The sequence below is a fragment of the Inquilinus ginsengisoli genome (genome assembly GCF_031453975.1).
GTDB lineage: Bacteria > Pseudomonadota > Alphaproteobacteria > DSM-16000 > Inquilinaceae > Inquilinus > Inquilinus ginsengisoli_A.
In genome coordinates this window covers 32987-53219 of sequence record NZ_JAVDPW010000001.1, presented here as the reverse complement: position 1 = coordinate 53219, position 20233 = coordinate 32987, and the positions used below count along the sequence as shown (strand labels likewise).

Genomic DNA, 20233 nt, shown 5'->3' with positions numbered 1-20233 from the left:
CCTTACTTCGGACGCTTCGCGCCGTACTTCGACCGGCGCTGGCGACGATCCTTGACACCCTGCGTATCGAGCGTGCCGCGAATGATGTGGTAGCGCACGCCCGGCAAATCCTTGACGCGGCCGCCGCGGATCATGACGACCGAATGCTCCTGAAGGTTGTGGCCTTCACCCGGAATATAGCTGGTGACCTCGAACCCGTTGGTGAGGCGCACGCGCGCCACCTTACGAAGCGCCGAGTTCGGCTTCTTCGGGGTCGTGGTGTAGACCCGGGTGCAAACGCCGCGCTTCTGCGGGCAGGCCTGGAGAGCCGGCACCTTGTTGCGCGCCCGCTGAGGCTGGCGCGGCTTACGGATCAACTGATTGATCGTCGGCATATCTGCCCTTCTTGGTTCTTCGATGAAACGGCCCGGCAATGCGGCCCACCCGTTCCGGGCGCCGACCAAGACAACACGTTCCGAGAGAGGGGTGACGCAAACGATACAGGACCCCGAGGCGCCCACACCTGCGGGGCCAACCGGAGTCCTTCGCTTGTCGCGGGCGCATCATCGAGGCGTCCGCGGTCGTCGTATTCTCTGCGGAAAGCGCGTCTAGCCCGTCGTGCGACGGGCTACAGCCGGCTTCCGGAAAAAGCGCGCGGACTATACGGACGCACCCCCGCCACGTCAAGCCGCATCCCAAACCCCTCCGCAGCGGTCAAAACACGCCGGATTCCGGCACTTCGATCGACCCCAGCTTGTCGGGGTTGCGGACCCAGAAGACGCCGCTGATTCCCTCGGCGCCGACCGCCAGCCCGAGGGTCCCCATCATCTCCTCCCCGAGCAGGACGACATAGCCCGGCCGGCCGCTGATCCAGCGCGGCAGATAGGTGAAGGGCCGGGTCTGCTTGCCCCAGACGCCGTGGAAGAAGCGGGCCACCTTGTCGGCCCCTTCGATCACGTTCATCGACGCCCGCGCCTTGCCGCCGCCGTCGCTGTACAGCTGGGCGTCGCGGGCCAGCAGCGCCGTCAGCCGCGCCAGGTCGCCGGAGCGCAGGGCGTCGCGGAAGGCCTCCAGCATCGCCCCGTGCTGTGGCTGGGGCACCGGCTGGGCCGCGATGGCGCCGCCCTCCAGCTTGCGCCGGGCCCGGCTGACCAACTGCCGGGTGGCCGGGCCGCTGCGGTCGAGCGCCGCGGCCACGGCGGCGTGCTCCAGGCCGAAGACATGCTGCAGCAGGTAGGCAGCCCGCTCGACCGGCGTCAACCGCTCCAGCAGCAGCAGGAAGGCCGTGGTGAGGGTCTCGCTGCGCTCCATCTCCTCGTCGGCGGAGGGGGCGCTCTCGGTCACCAGCGGCTCCGGCAGCCAGGGGCCGACATAGGTCTCGCGGCGATGGCGGGCCGAGCGCAGCTGGTCGATGCACAGCCGGGTGCAGGCCGTGACCAGCCAGGCCCTGATGTTGTCGATCCGGCCGCGGTCGGCCGCCTGCCAGCGCAGCCAGGTCTCCTGCACCGCGTCCTCGGCATCGGCGCGCGAGCCCAGCATGCGGTAGGCCAGGCCGCGGAGAACCTGGCGGCTGGCTTCGAAATCCCCGGCATCGGAGCGGGCATCGGCGTGATCCATCTGCGTCTCGGAAGAAGGCGACAAGGACAAGACGGATCAGCCTCTCCGGAAGTGACAGGCGCGTCAGCGCGCGGCGAGATGGCGGGCGCGGATGTCGTCGAGCCCGGCGACGATGGCGCGGGCCTCGAAATGCGCGCGCGCCCGGGCCGGCCCCTCGACCTGCAGCCGGCGGCGCAGCGCCTCGTCCCCGATCAGGGTCTCGGCCGCGGCCTGGATCGCCTCCGCCGTCACCCGGGGCAGGATCACCGCCTTGTCGGCGGTGATCTCGCGCAGGCCCCCGGTGCCGGAGCAGATCAGCGCCGCGCCCCAGGCCATCGCCTCCAGCGCGGTGCGGCCGAACGGCTCCTCATAGACCGACGGCACCGAGGCGATGGCGGCGCGGCGGACCCAGCCCATCACCTCGTCATGCGGCATGAAGGGCAGGAACTGCGCCCGGTCGCCGGCCTCGGCCAGGGTGGCCTTGACCTGCTCGACGAAAGCCGGGTCGCGGCCGCGGCCGATCATCACCGCCCGCCAGTCGGGATGCGCCGCCAGCAGCGGCTTCATCGCCCGGGCGAACTCCAGCGGCCCCTTATCCGGGATCACCCGCCCGACCTGGATGATGATCTTCTCCTTGGCCTCCGGCAGCGGCGCCGGCTCGGCCATGTCGAGGCCGTTATAGACCACGTCCAGGGTGCCGCGGAACCACGGCGCATGCGCCTGGAAATGCCGGCGCAGCGCCTCCGACACGAAGACGTAGCCGGCGAAGCGCGACACCGCGTGGCGGTAGTGCAGCCGCCACAGCAGCCCCTTGTGGAAGCGGATGAAGTTGTGGCGGACGTAGAGCAGCGGCACCCGCGGCAGGCTGCGGGCGATCGCCGTCGCCGTCACCCGGTGGGCGTGGACCTCGATCAGCGACGGGTTCAGCGCCGCGATCTGCGGCAGCGCCCGGCGCATCCAGCGGCGGTGCGGCTCGCCCTCCTGCAGCGGGATCGCCAGGAAGCGGATGCCGGGGAACGGCTCGTCCGCCTCCTGCCCGACCACGACGATGTCCTCGCTGTAGCGGCTGAAGGCCACGGTGTCGCGGGCGTAGAGATCGACCGGGCTGGCGCCGACCGCGCCGAACTTCATCTTGCGCGGCAGGACGATGACGATGGGACCCATGGGCTACCTCCGAAGCCTTTATGGCGAGGCCCGGCAGGCGAAGCCAGCGTTTCGCGCGGGGCCGGCCCCGGCTGCGACCGCGCTGCGAGTTGATCGCAAATGACGGCGGCCTTATGTATGGCGCAGATTTGCGCGATGGCCGGGCCGCCAGCGACCCGGGCCGCGTTTCAGGAGACGCTGATGCTTCGCTACGATGTTCTGGAGGCGGCGACGGTGGATCGGGCGCCGTTCCCACATGTGATCTCCGCCGACGTGCTGCCGGAAGCGCGGCGTGCCGAGCTCGAGCGCGACTTCCCCGACATTCCGATCACCGGCTTCGTGCCGCCCGACGAGTACCCGGCCGGCGGCGCCTTCAAGGAGCTGGTGGCCGATGTCACCAGCCGGGAATTCGCCACCATGCTGGGCGCCAAGTTCGGCCTCGACCTGGCGTCGAAGCCGACGCTGGTGACTGTGCGCAAATGGTCGGAGCTGGCGGCCGGGCGGCCGCACACCGACGGGCCGGACAAGATCGTCACCGCCCTGGTCTATCTGAACCAGGAATGGGCGCCGACCGAAGGCTGCCTGCGCATCCTGCCGGCCCAGGACATCAATACGCCGGGCGCCCGGGAAGTGGCGCCGACCTTCGGCAACTTCCTGGCCTTCCAGCGCTCGGACCATTCCTGGCACGGCCACCTGCCGTTCAAGGGCGAGCGCCGGGTGCTGCAGATCGCGTGGTGCGTCAGCGACGAGGCGATCGCCCGCAAGCGCAAGCGCCATGGCCAGTCCAGCTTCCTGAAGAAGCTGTTTTCCTTCGGCCGGAAGCATTGAGCGCAGGCCCCGGCGCCCCATATCGCAGGGGGGCGCCGGGGCGTTCGGCCGCCTGATCCACTTTGGGGGAGGTGGCCATGGTCTCGATCCGGTTTGTCCCAGTCTGTACCCTGACGCTGATCGGCTGCGGCGGCATGTTGCCGACCACGGTGGCGGCGGACCCGGTCGTGGCCGAGAAGGTGCGGTCACTGTCCGCGGGCAACCCCTGCAGCGACGCGATCGCCGGAGTGCTGACCGCCTACCGCGTCCCGCCCGGCCGCATCGTCGAGCTGGATCTGCCGACGACCGCCCGCGACCACCCCGGCGCTCCGGCGGACCGCCAGGCCTGGTTCAAGCTGGCCGACCGCGGCGGCAGCATCGTGGTCGAATACGACCCCGACCACTGCCTGGTCACCGCGATCTACCCCCGCTACGGCGCGACGCTGCCGGAGATCGGCTGAGCCTCTCCGACATGGCCTGCGGCAACGCGGCGCACGAGCCGCCCGCAAGGCCAGGAGCGGCCTGCGACCGGGCTTCCTGGAGAGATCGTTAAGCTTCGGCAACGATCATTGAGCGGCCGGTCCGGCACCCCATATCGCGGGGAGGCGACGGTCCCTTCGGCCGCCTGGCCACTCGGAAGGCGGCCATGGTCCCGACCCGAACAATCCTTATCGGTTCTCTTCTTCTCCTCGCCGGCTGCGCCAGCCTGACGCCGCCGGCGCAGGTCGCCCCCGACCCGGCCGTGGCCGAGCGGGTCAGCCAGCTATCCGACGGCGGGGCCTGCAGCGCCGCGATCGCGGGGACGCTGACCGCCCGCCACATCACCGCCGGCCAGATCGCCTCCATCCGCGAGGGCACTCCGGGAGGCAGGCACGAACACTATGAGCAGAACCAGGCCTGGGTCACGCTGACCGGCCGCGGCGGCCACATCGTGGTGCAGTACACGCCGCTGACCTGCTGGATCGACACCGTCTACGCCAGCGATGGTGCAACGTTGCCGACGGCCGGCTGAGCCAAGCCCCCGCCCCTCCTCCCCGCACAGCCAAAGAAAAACCCCCTCCGGCGGACCGGAGGGGGTTTCTTGTCGTTGAGAAGGCCGACGCCTGGGATCAGGCGGCGCTGGCCTCGCCGGCGGGAAGCGCCGCTTCCTCCTGCTCCTCGTGCTGCAGCCGGGCCACGCGGTCGCGCTCGCCGGCGATCTGGCGCAGGCGGTTGACCACGGAGCCGGTGCCCGCGGGGATCAGGCGGCCGACGATGACGTTCTCCTTCAGGCCGGCGAGATCGTCGATCTTGCCGGAGACCGCCGCTTCGGTGAGGACGCGGGTGGTCTCCTGGAACGACGCCGCCGAGATGAACGACTTGGTCTGCAGCGAGGCCTTGGTGATGCCCTGGAGCACGGACACGCCCTTGGCCGGACGCAGATCCTCGCGGATCGCCTTCTCGTTCTCGGCTTCGAAGTCCTCGCGATCGACCTGGTCGCCGATCAGGAGGGTGGTGTCGCCGACCTCGGTGACCTCGATCTTCTGCAGCATCTGGCGGACGATCACCTCGATGTGCTTGTCGTTGATCTTCACGCCCTGCAGCCGGTAGACGTCCTGGATCTCGTTGACGAGGTAGTCAGCGAGAGCCTCGACGCCGAGGACTGACAGGATGTCGTGGGGCACCGGGTTGCCGTCCAGCAGCTGGTCGCCCTTGAGGACGTAGTCGCCTTCCTGCACCGAGATGTGCTTACCCTTCGGAATGAGGTATTCGCGCTCCTCGCCCGACTCCTCGCTCCGCACCACGATCCGGCGCTTGGTCTTGTAGTCCTTGCCGAATTCGACCCGACCATCGAGATCCGAGATGATCGCGTAGTCCTTCGGCTTGCGGGCCTCGAACAGCTCTGCCACCCGCGGCAGACCGCCGGTGATGTCGCGGGTCTTCGACCCTTCGCGCGGGATACGCGCCATGACGTCGCCGGCCTGGACCTGGCTGCCGTTGTCGACCTGCAGGATGGCGTCGACAGAGAGGAAGTAGCGCGCCTCCAGGCCGTTCGGCAGGCGGATGACCTCGCCCTTCTCGTCGCGCAGGACGATGCGGGGCTTCAGCTGGTCGCCGCGCGGCTGCTGCCGCCAGTCGACCACCACCTTGGCCGAGATGCCGGTCTGCTCGTCGACGACCTCGCGCATCGAGACGCCTTCGACCAGGTCGACATAGGTCGCCGTACCCGCCTTTTCGGTGATGATCGGCATGGTGTACGGATCCCACTCGGCCATCTTGCGGCCGCGCTCGATCTTCTCGCCTTCATCGACCAGCAGCTTGGCGCCGTAGGGCAGGCGGTGGCGGGCCTTTTCACGACCCTGCCCGTCGACGAGCTGGAGTTCGCAGTTCCGGCTCATCACCACCAGGACGCCCTGGCCGTTCTTGACGACGTTGCGGTTCTTGATCTGAACCTTGGCGTCGAACGACGCCTCGATCGCCGACTGCTCGGCACCGCGCTGGGCGGCGCCGCCGATGTGGAACGTCCGCATCGTCAGCTGCGTGCCCGGCTCGCCGATCGACTGCGCCGCGATGACGCCGACGGCCTCGCCGATGTTCACCGTGGTGCCGCGGGCCAGATCGCGGCCGTAGCACTTGCCGCAGATGCCGCCCTTGGTCTCGCAGGTCAGCGCCGAACGGATCAGGATCCGGTCGATGCCGGCGTTCTCCACCGCCTCGACCAGGGCCTCGTCGATCAGCTCGCCCGCCTGGACCACGATCTCGCCGGTCAGCGGATGCAGCACCGCCTCGCCGGCGCAACGCCCGAGGACGCGCTCGCCCAGCGGCACGATCAGCTCGCCGCCGTCGATCACGGCGCCGGTGGTGATGCCGTTCTTGGTGCCGCAATCCTCCTCGACCACCACGCAATCCTGCGCGACGTCGACCAGGCGGCGGGTCAGGTAGCCCGAGTTCGCGGTCTTCAAGGCGGTGTCCGCGAGGCCCTTACGGGCACCGTGCGTCGAGTTGAAGTACTCGAGAACGGTCAGGCCTTCCTTGAAGTTCGAGATGATCGGGGTCTCGATGATCGACCCGTCCGGCTTCGCCATCAGGCCGCGCATGCCGGCGAGCTGCCGGATCTGCGCCGCCGAACCACGAGCGCCCGAATGGGCCATCATGTAGACCGAGTTCACCTGCCGGGTCGGGTCGGTGAGCGTGGCCTGGATCTCGGCCATCATCTCGCGCGCCACCTCGTCGGTGGTGTTCGACCACACGTCGACCACCTTGTTGTACTTCTCGCCGCGGGTGATCAGGCCGTCGAGGTACTGGTTCTCGTACTCCTTCACCAGCTGCGTCGCCTTGGCGATCAGCTCTTCCTTCGCCTTCGGGATGACCATGTCATCCTTGCCGAAGGAGATGCCGGCGCGGCAGGCATGGGCGAAGCCCAGGCCCATCAGCCGGTCGCAGAAGATCACCGTCTCCTTCTGGCCGCAGTGGCGGTAGACGATGTCGATGACGTTGGTGACGTCCTTCTTCGTCAGCAGCCGATTGACCAGCGAGAACGGCACCGCGATGTTGCGCGGCAGGATCTCGGACAGCAGCATCCGGCCCGGCGTCGTGGTGACGCGCTGGATGATCTCCTGGCCGTTCTCGTCGACCGTCTTGAAGCGGGTCTTGATCCGGCTGTGCATGCCGATCGCACCCACCGACATCGCCTGTTCCATCTCGCCGATCGAGGCGAAACGGGGGATCTGATGGGCGGTCAGCTTGCCCGACTTCAGCTTCTCGAACACCGCCTTGACGTCGGTGACGTCGACCACATCCACCGGCTTGGCCGGGTTCTGCAGGATGATGTCGTCATTGGTGATCGCCGAGGTCAGTGCCTCGATCCCATCGATCGACAGCGCGGGGCCGAGCTTGTCGTTCCGCTCCATCGACAGATAGTAGATGCCGAGGACGATGTCCTGCGATGGCACGATGATCGGCTTGCCGTTGGCCGGGCTGAGGATGTTGTTGGTCGACATCATCAGCACGCGGGCCTCGAGCTGGGCCTCGAGCGCGAGCGGGACGTGAACCGCCATCTGATCGCCGTCGAAATCGGCGTTGAAGGCGGTGCAGACCAGCGGGTGCAGCTGGATCGCCTTGCCTTCGATCAGGGTCGGCTCGAACGCCTGGATGCCCAGGCGATGCAGCGTCGGGGCGCGGTTCAGCAGGACCGGGTGCTCGCGGATGACCTCCTCGAGGATGTCCCACACCTCCGGCCGCTCCTTCTCCACCATCCGCTTCGCGGCCTTGATGGTGGACGCCATGCCGTAGAGTTCAAGCTTGTGGTAGATGAACGGCTTGAACAGCTCGAGCGCCATCTTCTTCGGCAGGCCGCACTGGTGGAGCTTCAGCTCCGGCCCGACGACGATGACCGAACGGCCGGAATAGTCGACGCGCTTGCCGAGCAGGTTCTGACGGAACCGGCCCTGCTTGCCCTTCAGCATGTCGCTGATCGACTTCAGCGGACGCTTGTTGGCGCCGGTGATGACGCGGCCGCGGCGGCCGTTGTCGAACAGGGCGTCGACCGCCTCCTGCAGCATGCGCTTTTCGTTGCGCACGATGATGTCGGGCGCGCGCAGCTCGATCAGCCGCTTCAGGCGGTTGTTGCGGTTGATGACGCGGCGGTACAGGTCATTCAGGTCCGAGGTCGCGAAGCGGCCGCCGTCCAGGGGGACGAGCGGACGCAGCTCCGGCGGGATCACCGGCACGACGTCGAGCACCATCCATTCCGGATGCGAGCCGGATTCCAGGAAGGCGTCGATCAGCTTCAGACGCTTGACCAGCTTCTTGCGCTTGGCCTCGGAGCCGGTCTCGCGCAGATCCTCGCGGACCTGCACCTTCTGCTCCTCGAGGTCCATGCCCGAAAGCATGCCCTTGAGGGCCTCGGCGCCGATCTTGGCGGTGAAGGAATCCTCGCCGTACTCGTCCTGGGCGCGAAGATACTCGTCCTCGGTGAGGAGCTGGTTCTTCTTCAGCGCGGTCAGGCCGGGCTCGACCACCACGAAGCTCTCGAAGTACAGGACCTTCTCGAGATCCTTGAGCGTCATGTCGACCATCAGGCCGATGCGCGACGGCAGCGACTTCAGGAACCAGATGTGCGCCACCGGCGAGGCCAGCTCGATATGGCCCATGCGCTCGCGCCGGACCTTCGACAGCGTGACCTCGACGCCGCACTTCTCGCAGATGATGCCGCGATACTTCATGCGCTTGTACTTGCCGCACAAGCACTCGTAATCCTTGATCGGACCGAAAATCCGGGCGCAGAACAGGCCGTCGCGCTCCGGCTTGAAGGTCCGGTAGTTGATCGTCTCCGGCTTCTTGATCTCGCCGTACGACCAGGAGCGGATGCGCTCCGGGCTGGCGATCTGGATCTTGATCTGGTCGAAGCTCTGCGGCGTCGAGACCTGGCCGACGAGATTCATCAACTCGTTCATGTACCTGCTCCCCTGGGGGTAGGGACGGACGTATAGGGTTCAACGACGGCCGGTCCCGTCCGGGACCGGCCGCCGGAAGCGGCTTAGTAGTTGCGCTGCTCGAGCTCGACGTTGAGGCCCAGCGACCGCAGTTCCTTCATCAGAACGTTGAAGGATTCCGGGATGCCGGCCTCGAAGTTGTCGTCGCCACGGACGATCGCCTCGTAGACCTTGGTGCGGCCGGACACGTCGTCCGACTTCACCGTCAGCATCTCCTGCAGCGTGTAGGCCGCACCGTAGGCCTCGAGAGCCCAGACCTCCATTTCGCCGAAGCGCTGGCCGCCGAACTGGGCCTTGCCGCCCAGCGGCTGCTGGGTGACCAGGCTGTACGGGCCGATCGAACGGGCATGGATCTTGTCGTCGACGAGATGGTGCAGCTTCAGCATGTAGATGTAGCCGACGGTCACCTTGCGGGCGAACTGCTCGCCGGTCCGCCCGTCGCTGAGCGTCACCTGGCCGGAGGAGGCCAGACCCGCCTTCGCCAGCATCTCCACGATGTCGTCCTCGCGGGCGCCGTCGAACACCGGCGTCGCCATCGGCACGCCCTTGCGGAGGTTGCCGGACATCTCGATCACTTCGTCGACCGACATGTCCTTGATGTCTTCCGCATACTGGCCGTCGCCGTAGACGTCCTGCAGCTTGCCGTGCAGCGCCTTGACCGTCTTGGCGTTATCCTCGCCGCGCCGGGCATGGGCCTGGTACTGGTCGACAATGTCGCCGATCTGGCGGCCGATGCCGGCGGCCGCCCAGCCGAGATGGGTCTCCAGGATCTGTCCGACATTCATGCGGCTGGGCACGCCGAGCGGGTTCAGCACCAGGTCGACATGGGTGCCGTCATCCAGGTACGGCATGTCCTCGATCGGCATGATCTTGGACACGACGCCCTTGTTGCCGTGACGGCCGGCCATCTTGTCGCCGGGCTGCAGCTTGCGCTTCACCGCGACGAAGATCTTGACCATCTTCATCACGCCGGGCGGCAGTTCGTCGCCGCGCTGCAGCTTCTCGACCTTGTTGTCGAACCGCGCCTCGAGGGCCTTCACCTGATCGTCGAAATGGTGACCCATGGCCTCGATGTCGGCCATCCGCGCCTCGTCGGCGATGGTGACCTGGCGCCACTGGCCGCGGCTGAAGTCCTTCAGCTGCGCATCGGTGATCGCGCCGCCGGTGGCGAAGCCCTTCGGGCCGGAGACCGAGGTCTGCCCCAGCAGCAGCTCCTTCAGCCGGGCGAAGAAGCTGCGCTCCAGGATCGCGCGCTCGCTGTCACGGTCCTTGGCCAGCCGCTCGATCTCGGCCCGCTCAATCGCCAGCGCGCGCTCGTCCTTGTCGACGCCGCGGCGCGAGAACACCCGCACCTCGACGATCGTCCCGGTCACGCCGGGGGGCAGGCGCAGCGAGGTGTCGCGGACGTCGGATGCCTTCTCGCCGAAGATGGCGCGGAGCAGCTTCTCCTCCGGCGTCATCGGGCTTTCGCCCTTCGGCGTGACCTTGCCGACCAGGATATCGCCCGGCTTCACCTCGGCGCCGATGTAGACGATGCCGGCCTCGTCGAGGTGGCGCAGCGCCTCTTCACCGACATTCGGGATGTCGCGGGTGATCTCTTCCTGGCCGAGCTTGGTGTCGCGCGCCATCACCTCGAATTCCTCGATGTGGATCGAGGTGAAGACGTCGTCCTTGACGATGCGCTCGGAAATGAGGATCGAGTCCTCGAAGTTGTAGCCATTCCAGGGCATGAACGCGACGAGCACGTTGCGGCCGAGCGCGAGCTCGCCGAGCTCGGTCGACGGGCCGTCGGCGACGATGTCGCCCTTGGCCACGCGGTCGCCGACCTTCACCAGCGGCCGCTGGGTGATGCAGGTGCTCTGGTTCGAGCGCTGGAACTTCAGCAGGTTGTAGATGTCGACGGTGGAGACGGCACCTTCGGTGTCGGTCACCCGCACGACGATGCGGGTGGCGTCCACCGTGTCGACGACGCCGCCGCGGCGGGCGACGATGGTCACGCCGGAATCCCGGGCGACCGTGCCTTCCATGCCGGTGCCGACCAGCGGCGCGTCGGCGCGGACCAGCGGCACCGCCTGGCGCTGCATGTTCGAGCCCATCAGCGCGCGGTTGGCGTCATCGTTCTCGAGGAACGGGATCAGCGCCGCGGCCACCGAGACGATCTGCTTCGGCGAGACGTCCACCAGGTCGATCGCGTCCGGCTTCGACATGATGTAGTCGCCGCCCTGACGGCAGGAGACGAGGTCGCCGACGAAGCGGCCCTCGGCATCCAGCTCGGCATTCGCCTGGGCGATGGTGTAGCGGCTCTCCTCCATCGCCGAGAGGTAGATGACCTCGTCGGTGACGCGGCCTTCGACCATCTTGCGGTAGGGGCTTTCGATGAAGCCGTACTTGTTCACCCGGGCGTAGGTCGCCAGCGAGTTGATCAGGCCGATGTTCGGGCCTTCCGGCGTCTCGATCGGGCAGATCCGGCCGTAATGGGTCGGGTGCACGTCGCGCACTTCGAAGCCCGCACGCTCGCGGGTCAGGCCGCCCGGCCCGAGGGCCGAGAGGCGCCGCTTGTGCGTGATCTCGGACAGCGGGTTGGTCTGGTCCATGAACTGGCTGAGCTGCGAGGAGCCGAAGAACTCCCGCACCGCCGCCGCCGCCGGCTTCGCGTTGATCAGGTCGTGCGGCATGATCGTGTCGATGTCGACCGAGGACATGCGCTCGCGGATCGCGCGCTCCATGCGCAGCAGGCCGACGCGGTACTGGTTCTCCATCAGCTCGCCGACCGAGCGGACGCGGCGGTTGCCGAGGTTGTCGATGTCGTCGATCTCGCCGCGGCCGTCCTTGAGGTCGACCAGGATCTTCAGGATCGACAGCACGTCGGTCTTGCGCAGCACGCGCAGCTGGTCGTCGGTCTGGAAGCCCAGGCGCGCGTTCATCTTCACCCGGCCGACGGCCGAGAGGTCGTAGCGCTCCTGGTCGAAGAACAGGCCATTGAACAGCGCCTCGGCGCTCTCCAGCGTCGGCGGCTCGCCCGGGCGCATCACCCGGTAGATGTCGATCAGCGCGTCCTCGCGGCTGGCGTTGCGGTCGATCGCCAGGGTGCTGCGGACATACGGGCCGACATTGACGTGGTCGATCGCCAGCACCGTCAGCGTGTCGAAGCCCTTGTCCAGGAACAGGTCGAGCACGGCCTGGGTGACCTCGTCACCGGCCTCGAAGTAGATCTCGCCGTTGCTCTCGTCGATCACGTCGCCGGCCAGGTAGCGGCCGATCAGGTCCTCGGACGGGACCAGGATGTCGGTGACGCCCTGCTCGACCAGCTTCTTGATGACGCGCGGCGTCATCTTGGTCTCGCTCGGGGCCACGACCTCGCCCGAGGCGGCGTCGACCAGGTCGGCCGTCAGCTTGGCGCCCTTCAGGCGATCGCCGTCGAAGGCGGTCTTCCAGCCGTCCTTGGTGCGGGTGTAGGCGACCTCGTCGTAGAAGTAGCTGAGGATCTCCTCCCGGCTCATGCCCTGCGCCTCATAGGGCTGCAGGCCCCGGCCTTCCTTGCGGCGTTCGTCGCGCAGCGCGGCGGTCTCGGCCGAATCCAGCGCCATCAGCAGCGTCGTGGTCGGCAGCTTGCGGCGCCGGTCGATGCGGACATACATGTGGTCCTTGGCATCGAACTCGAAGTCGAGCCAGGAGCCGCGATAGGGGATCACGCGGGCCGCGAACAGGTACTTGCCCGAGGAATGGGTCTTGCCCTTGTCGTGGTCGAAGAACACGCCCGGGCTGCGGTGCATCTGGGAGACGATGACGCGCTCGGTGCCGTTGATGATGAAGGTGCCGTTCGCCGTCATGAGCGGCATGTCGCCCATGTAGACGTCCTGCTCCTTGATGTCGCGGATCGAGCGCAGGCCCGTATCCTCCTCGACATCGAACACGGTCAGGCGCAGCGTCACCTTGAGCGGCGCGGCGAAGGTCATGCCCCGCTGCTGGCACTCCTCGACGTCGTATTTCGGCTCTTCGAGCTCATAGGAAACAAAGTCGAGCTCGGCGCGTTCAGAGAAGTCCTTGATCGGGAACACCGACCGGAACACCTCCTGCAGGCCGAGAATGGACCGGGCCGCCGGCTTGATGTTCATCTGCAGGAACTGATCGTAGGAGCTGCGCTGCACCTCGATCAGGTTTGGCATCTGGGCAACCTCGGGAATCCGCCCGAAACTCTTGCGGACACGCTTACGGCCGGTGAAGGTCTGAGCCATGGGAGCCCCTCAATTCCAACAAATGCCGAACAGGTACAAAACACAAATGCCCGTTCGCGGTCGACCCCGAGGGATCGACCGCGCCCGGACTAGACTAACCAAACAGCTTGAAGTGCCACGCCGTCTTACTTGACGTCGACCTTGGCGCCGGCCTCTTCGAGCTGCTTGCGGATCTTGGCGGCCTCGTCCTTCGACACGCCATCCTTGACGGACTTCGGCGCGCCTTCGACGAGATCCTTGGCCTCCTTGAGGCCGAGTCCGGTGATCGCACGGACCTCCTTGATCACGTTGATCTTCTTCTCGCCGGCTTCCGTCAGGATGACGTTGAACTCGGTCTGCTCTTCCGCCGGGGCGGCAGCAGCAGCAGCCGGAGCGGCAGCAGCGGCGACAGGAGCAGCGGCGGACACGCCCCACTTCTCCTCAAGCAGCTTCGACAGCTCGGCGGCCTCGAGGACCGTCAGGCTCGACAGATCGTCGACAATCTTTGCAAGATCAGCCATTTCGTTCTCCTAAACTTGGGTCTTCTGGGTAGGGATTCAACAGGTGCGGCTCTATGCCGCCTCGTCCTTCTTGGCATAGGCCCCGATGACCCGGGCGAGCTGCCCGGCCGGCGCCTGCAGAACACCAGCGATACGCGTCGCCGGAGTCTGGATCATGCCCACCAGCTTCGCCCGCAGCTCGTCGAGCGACGGCAGCGTGGCGAGAGCCTCGACACCCTTCTGATCGAGCGTCTGAAGACCGAGTCCGCCGCCGATGATCTGCAGCTTGTCGTTCTTCTTGGCGTAGTCGACCGCCACCCTTGCCGCCGCAACCGGGTCCTGAGAGAACGCGATTGCGGTGGGGCCGGTGAACAGGTCCGCCAGATGCTCGAACTGGGTGCCCGAAAGGGCGATGCGGGCGAGCCGATTCTTGGTCACGCGGAACGAAGCGCCCGCCGCAAGCATTTGCCGCCGGAGATCGGTCGACTCGGCCACCGTCATCCCGCCTTGGCGGGTGACCACGACCATCGTCGCCGTCCGGAACGACTCCTGCAACGCGGCGATCTTCTCTTCCTTCTGTGTACGGTTCACGGATCGCCTCCGTTGTCGGGATCCCGCCCCGGCCGAAGCCGGAATGGAACCCCAGTCCACACTGGACCGGCACTCAGAACCCGAAGGCCCGGAGCACCGACCCGCTCTCCTGTCCCAGAAGTCCAAGCCCCGCGCGACGCCCGGACCGAGGTCCGGCCGCCGCCGTTGATTGGGTTCGACTCCCGTCTATGCAGGTGGGTTTTAAGCGTCTCGCGACGCGCCTGCAGTCTCGGACAGGTTCGGGCGGGGCCGGAGCCCCACCCTGTCCGCAGCCCTTGCGGGCCGCGTATTCCTCGAGGTCGGGACGCCGGTCAGGCGCCCGCGCCCTCGTGCAGCTTCGCCAAGTCGAGCTTGTAGCCCGGGCCCATGGTCGAGGTGACGGTCACCTTCTTGAGATAGGTGCCCTTCGCCCCGCTGGGCTTGGCGCGCTGGATCGCCTCGACGAAGGCGCGGATGTTGCCGAGCAGCGCCTCTTCCGTGAAGCTCGCCTTGCCGACGCCGGCATGGACGAGGCCGGCCTTCTCGGCGCGGAACTCCACGGCACCGCCCTTGGCGGCCTTGACCGCGGCAGCGACGTCGGCGGTGACCGTCCCGAGCTTCGGGTTCGGCATCAGGCCGCGGGGGCCCAGCACCTTACCGAGGCGACCGACCACACCCATCATGTCGGGGGTGGCGATGCAGCGGTCGAAGTCCATCCGGCCTTCGAGGATCTCCTTGGCGAGATCCTCGGCGCCGACGATGTCCGCGCCGGCGGCCTGGGCCTGCTCGGCCTTGTCGCCCTTCGCGAACACCAGGACGCGGACGTCCTTGCCGGTGCCGTTCGGCAGCTGGACCACGCCGCGGACCATCTGGTCGGCATGGCGCGGATCGATGCCGAGATTCATCGCGATCTCGACGGTCTCATCGAACTTGGCCGTGGCGCTGCCCTTGACGAGCTTGATGGCCTGAGCCAGCTCGTAGGAGGTCTCGGGGTTGAGCCCCTTGGTCACGGCGCGCAAGCGCTTGGAAATCTTCGCCATGGCTGGTTACTCCACCACCTCGATGCCCATCGATCGGGCGGAGCCCTTGATCATCTGGGCAGCCGCGTCGACGTCATTCGCGTTGAGGTCCTTCATCTTGACCTCGGCGATTTCGCGAATCTGCTTCATCGTGATCTGGCCGACCGTGCTGCCTTTGCCGGGCGTCTGGCTGCCCTTGGCGAGGCCGGCGGCCTTCTTGATGAAGTAGGTGTTCGGCGGAGTCTTGGTGACGAAGGTGAACGTCCGATCGCCATAGGCCGTGATCACGACCGGGATCGGCATCCCCTTCTCGAGATTCTGGGTCAGCGCGTTGAACGCCTTGCAGAACTCCATGATGTTCAGACCGCGCTGACCCAACGCCGGGCCGATCGGCGGCGACGGGTTGGCGGCGCCCGCGGGCACCTGCAGCTTGATCTGACCGACGATCTTCTTCGCCATCTGTTATCCCTCAACAAGGCATCCCCCCGGCAGGGCCGGAGGGACGGGGAAGCGCGGTAACGACCCCCGGAGGACTTTCCGGGAGGGTCTCCCGCACTGCTGCCCCGCACCCGAAGGCGCGGGGTGTTCAAACCACGATCGCACCCCCCGCATCAGCGGGGAGCGCGGACCGTCACGAAACCTTCTCGACCTGCGTGTACTCCAACTCGACCGGAGTCGCACGACCGAAGATGGAGACCGCGACCTTGAGCCGCGACCGTTCCTCGTCCACTTCCTCCACCACGCCGTTGAAGCTGGTGAATGGACCGTCAGCCACGCGGACCGTCTCGCCGATCTCGAAGATGATGGACGGCTTCGGCCGCTCCACACCTTCCTGGACCTGCTTCATGATCCGCATCGCCTCGGCCTCGCTGATCGGGATCGGCTTGTTGCCGGACCCGAGGAAACCCGTGACCTTCGGCGTGTTCTTCACCAGGTGCCAAGCCCGGTCGGACAGCTCCATCTTCAGGAGCACATAGCCCGGAAAGAACTTCCGTTCGGTGTTGACCTTCTGACCGCGGCGGATCTCGACGACCTCCTCGGTCGGCACGACGATCTGCTCGAAATGGTCGGAAAGCCCCTTCTGTTCCGCCTGCTCGCGGATCGACTCCGCAACCTTCTTCTCGAAATTCGAATAGACGTGCAGCACGTACCAACGTATCGCCATGGCTCAGCCCCCCAGACCGATGATGGAGGTCACGAGCATTCCGGCGCCCCAGTCGACGAGGAGGAAGAACAACGACATGATGATCACGAACACGAACACCATGCCGGTGGTGATCGCGGTCTCCTTCCGTGTCGGCCAGGTGACCTTGGCGGTCTCCTGACGCACCTGCCTGAAGAACTGGACGGGGCTGGTCTTGGCCATGTCTACCAAATCAATTCGCCGGTCAGGCGGGCGTGGCAGGAGTGGAGGGTTTCGAACCCCCAGCCTTCGGTTTTGGAGACCGACGCTCTACCAGTTGAGCTACACTCCTCCGGGGACCGCCCTGCCTTCAGGAAACACGTCGAGGCGCGCTCGCCGCCCTGACCGCGGAGCGAACGGTCTTCTAGCGGAAGCGCGTCCGGGAATCAACACCTGTTCCTGACCGGCTCCGCTTTTACGGCGGGGACGCGCTCAGGCCGCCCGGTGCGCCTCGCCGCCGGCCGCCGCCATGTCGCGGAACAGGCGGTGCACCCGCCGGTCGGCCGACAGCTCGGGATGGAAGGTCGCGGCCAGCAGCCGGCCCTGGCGCACCAGTACCGGCTCACCATCGCGCGTCGCCAGCACCTCGACCGCCGGCCCGGTGGCGACGATCCGCGGCGCCCGGATGTAGACCGCCTCCATCGCACCGCCCGGCAGCACCGTCGGCGTCTCCAGGATCGCGGAGTCGATCTGCCGGCCATAGCCGTTGCGCTCGACCGTGGCGTCGAGCACGCCCAGGCTCGCCTGCTCCGGCCGCAGCACCCGGCGGGCCAGCAGGATGCAGCCGGCACAGGTGCCGAACACCGGCATGGTCTCGGCGAAGCCCTTGAGCCCCGCGAACATGCCGTCCCGCGCCGCCAGCTTCAGCAGGGTGCTGGACTCGCCGCCCGGGATCACCAGCCCGTCGAGGCCGGCGAGCTGGGCCGGCAGGCGCACCGGCACCGCCACGGCGCCCACCTCCGCCAGCGCCCGGGCATGGGCGTCGACGTCGCCCTGCAGCGCCAGGACGCCGATGCGCGGCCCCGCCGTCACCATCCGCGGGTCTGCAGCAGCTGGGCCGGCTGCAGCGATGCGATCGCCAGGCCCCTCATCGCGCCGGTGCACTCCTCGCTGGCCTCGGCCAGGATCTCGGCATTGTCGTAATGGGTGGTGGCGCGGACGATGGCGCGGGCCCGACGCTCGGCCTCATCCGGCTCGGCGAAGGTCTGCGAATCCTGCATGAAGATGCCGGAGCCGACGAACACCGCCTCGGCGCCCAGCTGACGCACCAACGCCGCATCGGCCGGGGTGGCGATGCCGCCGGCCGAGAAGTTCGGCACCGGCAGCCGGCCGGTCTGAGCCACCATGCGGACCAGCTCGTAGGGCGCGGCGAGCTCCTTGGCCGCGGCGTACAGCTCCTCAGGCCCGAGCACGGTCAGGCCGCGCATGTCCTTGACGATCTGGCGCAGGTGCTGGACCGCATGGACGACGTCGCCGGTGCCGGCCTCGCCCTTGGTGCGGATCATCGCCGCGCCTTCGGCGATCCGGCGCAACGCCTCGCCCAGGTTGCGGGCGCCACAGACGAAGGGGGTGACGAAGGCGTGCTTGTCGACGTGATGGGCCTCGTCCGCCGGGGTCAGCACCTCGGATTCATCAATGAAGTCGACGCCCAGCGCCTGAAGCACCTGCGCCTCGACGAAATGGCCGATGCGGCACTTGGCCATCACCGGGATCGAGACCGCGGCCAGGATCTCCTTGATCTTGACCGGCGACGCCATGCGGGCCACGCCGCCCTCGGCGCGGATCTGCGCCGGCACCCGCTCCAGCGCCATCACCGCGACGGCGCCGGCGCGCTCGGCGATCTCGGCCTGGCGGGCATCGGTCACGTCCATGATGACGCCGCCCTTCAGCATCTCGGCGAGGCCGGTCTTCAGGCGCAGCGCCGAGGCGGGCGGGGCGGCGGTGTCGTGAGGGGTCGCGCCGTTGGTCGTCATGTCCAGTCTCCGAACGAAAAATCGTCCGGCACACTAGGATCCGCCGACCGGTCGGAGAAGATCCACCAATCCGGTGATTTCAAGGAGCCACTTCAGCACGGATAGTGTGGCGATCCCGACAGTGGATTCCGATTTCTGCGAAATCCTTGGTACCAGTCGGCCAGCGCGATGCCCGATTCAGCCCTCTCCGCCGCGGCGGAAGGACTGCACCGCCTCGTGCAGCAGGGCGACGCCCTGGCGGATGTCCGCATCCTCCAGCGCGGCATAGCCCATCAGGAAGCCGGCCCGCCCTTCCGCCCGCTCGCCGGCCATCTCGGCCGGCACGATGCCGACGGAGCGCAGCGCCGCCGCCTCGGCCACGCTGCTGGCCAGGGCCGACGGGATGTCGCGGAAGCGGACCACCACATGCATCCCGGCCTTCGCTCCCTGGATCTCCACCGCCGGGCCGAAGGCGGCCTGCAGCGCGGCCACCAGCACGTCGCGGCGGCGCTGGTTGCGCCGGCGGGTGCGGCGGATGTGGCGTTCGAAATGGCCATCGCGGATGAAATGGGCGAACACCGCCTGGTCGAGCGAAGCGGTGTGGCGGTCGGTCAGCTGCTTGGCGTGCAGGAACGGCCCGACCAGGTCCGGCGGGAGCACCATGTAGCCGAGGCGCAGGCCGGGCGACAGCACCTTGGATACGGTGCCGGAATAGATCACCAGCCCCGAGCGGTCGAGCGCCTGCAGCGATTCGACCGGCCGGCCCTCGTAGCGGTACTCGCTGTCGTAGTCGTCCTCGAAGACCACGGTGCCGCCGCGCCCGGCCCAGTCGAGCAGGGCAAGGCGGCGCGACACCGGCATCACCCCGCCGGTTGGGAACTGGTGCCCGGGCGTGACGAAGGCCAGGCGCGCACCGGCCTCGGGCGGCGGCAGACGGCCCGTGTCCATGCCCTCGGCATCGACCGGGACGCGCAGCAGACGGGCGCCGATCGCCTCGCAGGCCAGGCGCGCGCCGGAATAGCCGGGATCCTCGACCACCACGGCGTCGCCGGGGTCGACCAGCACCCGCAGCGCCAGGTCGACCGCCTGCTGCGAGCCGTTGACGATCAGGATCTGCTCCGGCCGCGCTCGCACGCCCCGGGCCCGCGACAGGTAGTCGGACAGGGCCGCCCGCAGCTCCGGCAGCCCCTGCGGGTTCTCGTAGAGATAGGGCTTGCCGGCGCGCCGCCGGATCTCGCGCAGCAGCAGCCGGCGCCAGGTGTCGGCCGGGAAGTCGGCGGCGCTGACCGTGCCGTAGTGGAAGCTGTAGCGCAGGCCGCCGCCGCGGGTCAGGCTGTCGATGTCCAGGCCGCGCAGGCGCTCGCTGTAGCGCGACAGCCGTGGCGGCGGGTGGGGTATCGACCCGGCGGCCGCGTCGCCCGGCAGCGCCTCGGCCCCCGCCGGCAGCGCCGTGCCGACGAAGGTGCCGGCGCCGGGCCGCGTCTCGAGATAGCCCTCGGCCAGGAGCTGCTCATAGGCGATCAGCACGGTGTTGCGCGAGATCGCGAACTGGTCGGCCAGGGCGCGCGACGAGGGCAGCCGCGTGCCGGGCGCGGTGGCGCCGGTCAGGATCGAGGCCTTCAGCTGGTCGTAGAGCTGGGGCTGCAGCGGCGCCGCGCGGTCGAGACGGATCACCATCGCCTGGGTCCTTTCGCCCCCATCCTGGTCGCCCTCATCTTGGGCGGCGCCATCTTCGGCCATCGCCCGAAACGACGAAAGGGCGGGGAGATCCCCGCCCTTTCGCATCTTCGAGACCG

Annotated in this window: 17 protein-coding genes and 1 tRNA gene; 3 read left to right on the top strand and 15 right to left on the bottom strand. The window is 67.8% G+C overall.

Translation table 11 applies throughout. The annotated features are described in order from the left end of the window. Positions 1–2 precede the first annotated feature (2 nt). The 3 genes from rpsL to E9232_RS00265 all read right to left on the bottom strand — a co-directional run bounded on the left by rpsL (position 3) and on the right by E9232_RS00265 (position 2739). On the bottom strand, positions 3–374 hold the full coding sequence (gene rpsL / locus E9232_RS00275; RefSeq protein WP_026873043.1) for a 30S ribosomal protein S12: 372 nt from the start codon (positions 372–374) through the stop codon (positions 3–5). Positions 375–693: 319 nt separating this feature from the next. Then, a complete protein-coding gene (sigJ, locus tag E9232_RS00270) occupies positions 694–1596 on the bottom strand; it encodes an RNA polymerase sigma factor SigJ (RefSeq protein ID WP_309791370.1) in 903 nt (300 codons plus the stop codon). Positions 1597–1659: 63 nt separating this feature from the next. Beyond that, positions 1660–2739 (bottom strand): glycosyltransferase family 4 protein, encoded by a 1080-nt coding sequence (locus E9232_RS00265; protein WP_309791368.1) that lies wholly within the window; start codon positions 2737–2739, stop codon positions 1660–1662. 180 nt (positions 2740–2919) lie between these two features. Here E9232_RS00265 and E9232_RS00260 point away from each other — a divergent pair, with 180 nt between their 5' ends. From E9232_RS00260 to E9232_RS00250, 3 genes are all read left to right on the top strand, one after another. Then, complete coding sequence (locus E9232_RS00260; protein WP_309791366.1) at positions 2920–3546, top strand: 2OG-Fe(II) oxygenase; 627 nt, start codon at positions 2920–2922, stop codon at positions 3544–3546. A 77-nt stretch (positions 3547–3623) separates the two neighbouring features. Further along, entirely contained in the window at positions 3624–3986 is a 363-nt protein-coding gene (locus E9232_RS00255) for a hypothetical protein (protein WP_309791364.1), read from the top strand. 185 nt (positions 3987–4171) lie between these two features. Next, positions 4172–4537, top strand: coding sequence for a hypothetical protein (locus tag E9232_RS00250; RefSeq protein WP_309791363.1), 366 nt, complete (start codon positions 4172–4174; stop codon positions 4535–4537). A gap of 97 nt (positions 4538–4634) precedes the next feature. On the opposite strand, the gene rpoC is transcribed toward E9232_RS00250, so the two are convergent. The 12 genes from rpoC to pdxR form a co-directional block, all read right to left on the bottom strand. Further along, positions 4635–8960, bottom strand: coding sequence for a DNA-directed RNA polymerase subunit beta' (rpoC, locus tag E9232_RS00245; protein WP_309791361.1), 4326 nt, complete (start codon positions 8958–8960; stop codon positions 4635–4637). Positions 8961–9043: 83 nt separating this feature from the next. Next, positions 9044–13234, bottom strand: a complete 4191-nt coding sequence (gene rpoB, locus E9232_RS00240; protein WP_309791359.1) for a DNA-directed RNA polymerase subunit beta — start codon at positions 13232–13234, stop codon at positions 9044–9046. A gap of 125 nt (positions 13235–13359) precedes the next feature. Beyond that, positions 13360–13734: a 50S ribosomal protein L7/L12 gene (gene rplL / locus E9232_RS00235; RefSeq protein ID WP_309791358.1), complete on the bottom strand. Its 375-nt coding sequence runs from the start codon at positions 13732–13734 to the stop codon at positions 13360–13362. A gap of 51 nt (positions 13735–13785) precedes the next feature. Further along, entirely contained in the window at positions 13786–14304 is a 519-nt protein-coding gene (gene rplJ / locus E9232_RS00230) for a 50S ribosomal protein L10 (protein WP_309791356.1), read from the bottom strand. A 311-nt stretch (positions 14305–14615) separates the two neighbouring features. After that, the gene (gene rplA, locus E9232_RS00225) at positions 14616–15323 is read right to left on the bottom strand and encodes a 50S ribosomal protein L1 (RefSeq protein WP_309791355.1); all 708 of its coding nucleotides are present in this window, start codon (positions 15321–15323) and stop codon (positions 14616–14618) included. A gap of 6 nt (positions 15324–15329) precedes the next feature. Beyond that, positions 15330–15761: a 50S ribosomal protein L11 gene (rplK, locus tag E9232_RS00220; RefSeq protein ID WP_309791353.1), complete on the bottom strand. Its 432-nt coding sequence runs from the start codon at positions 15759–15761 to the stop codon at positions 15330–15332. 172 nt (positions 15762–15933) lie between these two features. Beyond that, complete coding sequence (gene nusG / locus E9232_RS00215) at positions 15934–16467, bottom strand: transcription termination/antitermination protein NusG (protein WP_309791351.1); 534 nt, start codon at positions 16465–16467, stop codon at positions 15934–15936. A 3-nt stretch (positions 16468–16470) separates the two neighbouring features. Continuing rightward, positions 16471–16668, bottom strand: a complete 198-nt coding sequence (gene secE, locus E9232_RS00210) for a preprotein translocase subunit SecE (RefSeq protein ID WP_309791349.1) — start codon at positions 16666–16668, stop codon at positions 16471–16473. Between the two features lie 33 nt (positions 16669–16701). After that, positions 16702–16777 (bottom strand) — tRNA-Trp (locus E9232_RS00205). A 140-nt stretch (positions 16778–16917) separates the two neighbouring features. Continuing rightward, positions 16918–17520, bottom strand: coding sequence for a pyridoxal 5'-phosphate synthase glutaminase subunit PdxT (gene pdxT, locus E9232_RS00200; RefSeq protein WP_309791348.1), 603 nt, complete (start codon positions 17518–17520; stop codon positions 16918–16920). Continuing rightward, the gene (gene pdxS / locus E9232_RS00195; RefSeq protein WP_309791347.1) at positions 17514–18458 is read right to left on the bottom strand and encodes a pyridoxal 5'-phosphate synthase lyase subunit PdxS; all 945 of its coding nucleotides are present in this window, start codon (positions 18456–18458) and stop codon (positions 17514–17516) included. Before pdxS ends, pdxT begins: the two co-directional genes overlap by 7 nt. Before the next feature lie 177 nt (positions 18459–18635). Beyond that, positions 18636–20114 carry a MocR-like pyridoxine biosynthesis transcription factor PdxR gene (pdxR, locus tag E9232_RS00190; RefSeq protein WP_309791345.1) on the bottom strand — a complete coding sequence of 493 codons (1479 nt, stop codon included), beginning with the start codon at positions 20112–20114 and terminating at the stop codon, positions 18636–18638. Between the last annotated feature and the right edge of the window lie 119 nt (positions 20115–20233).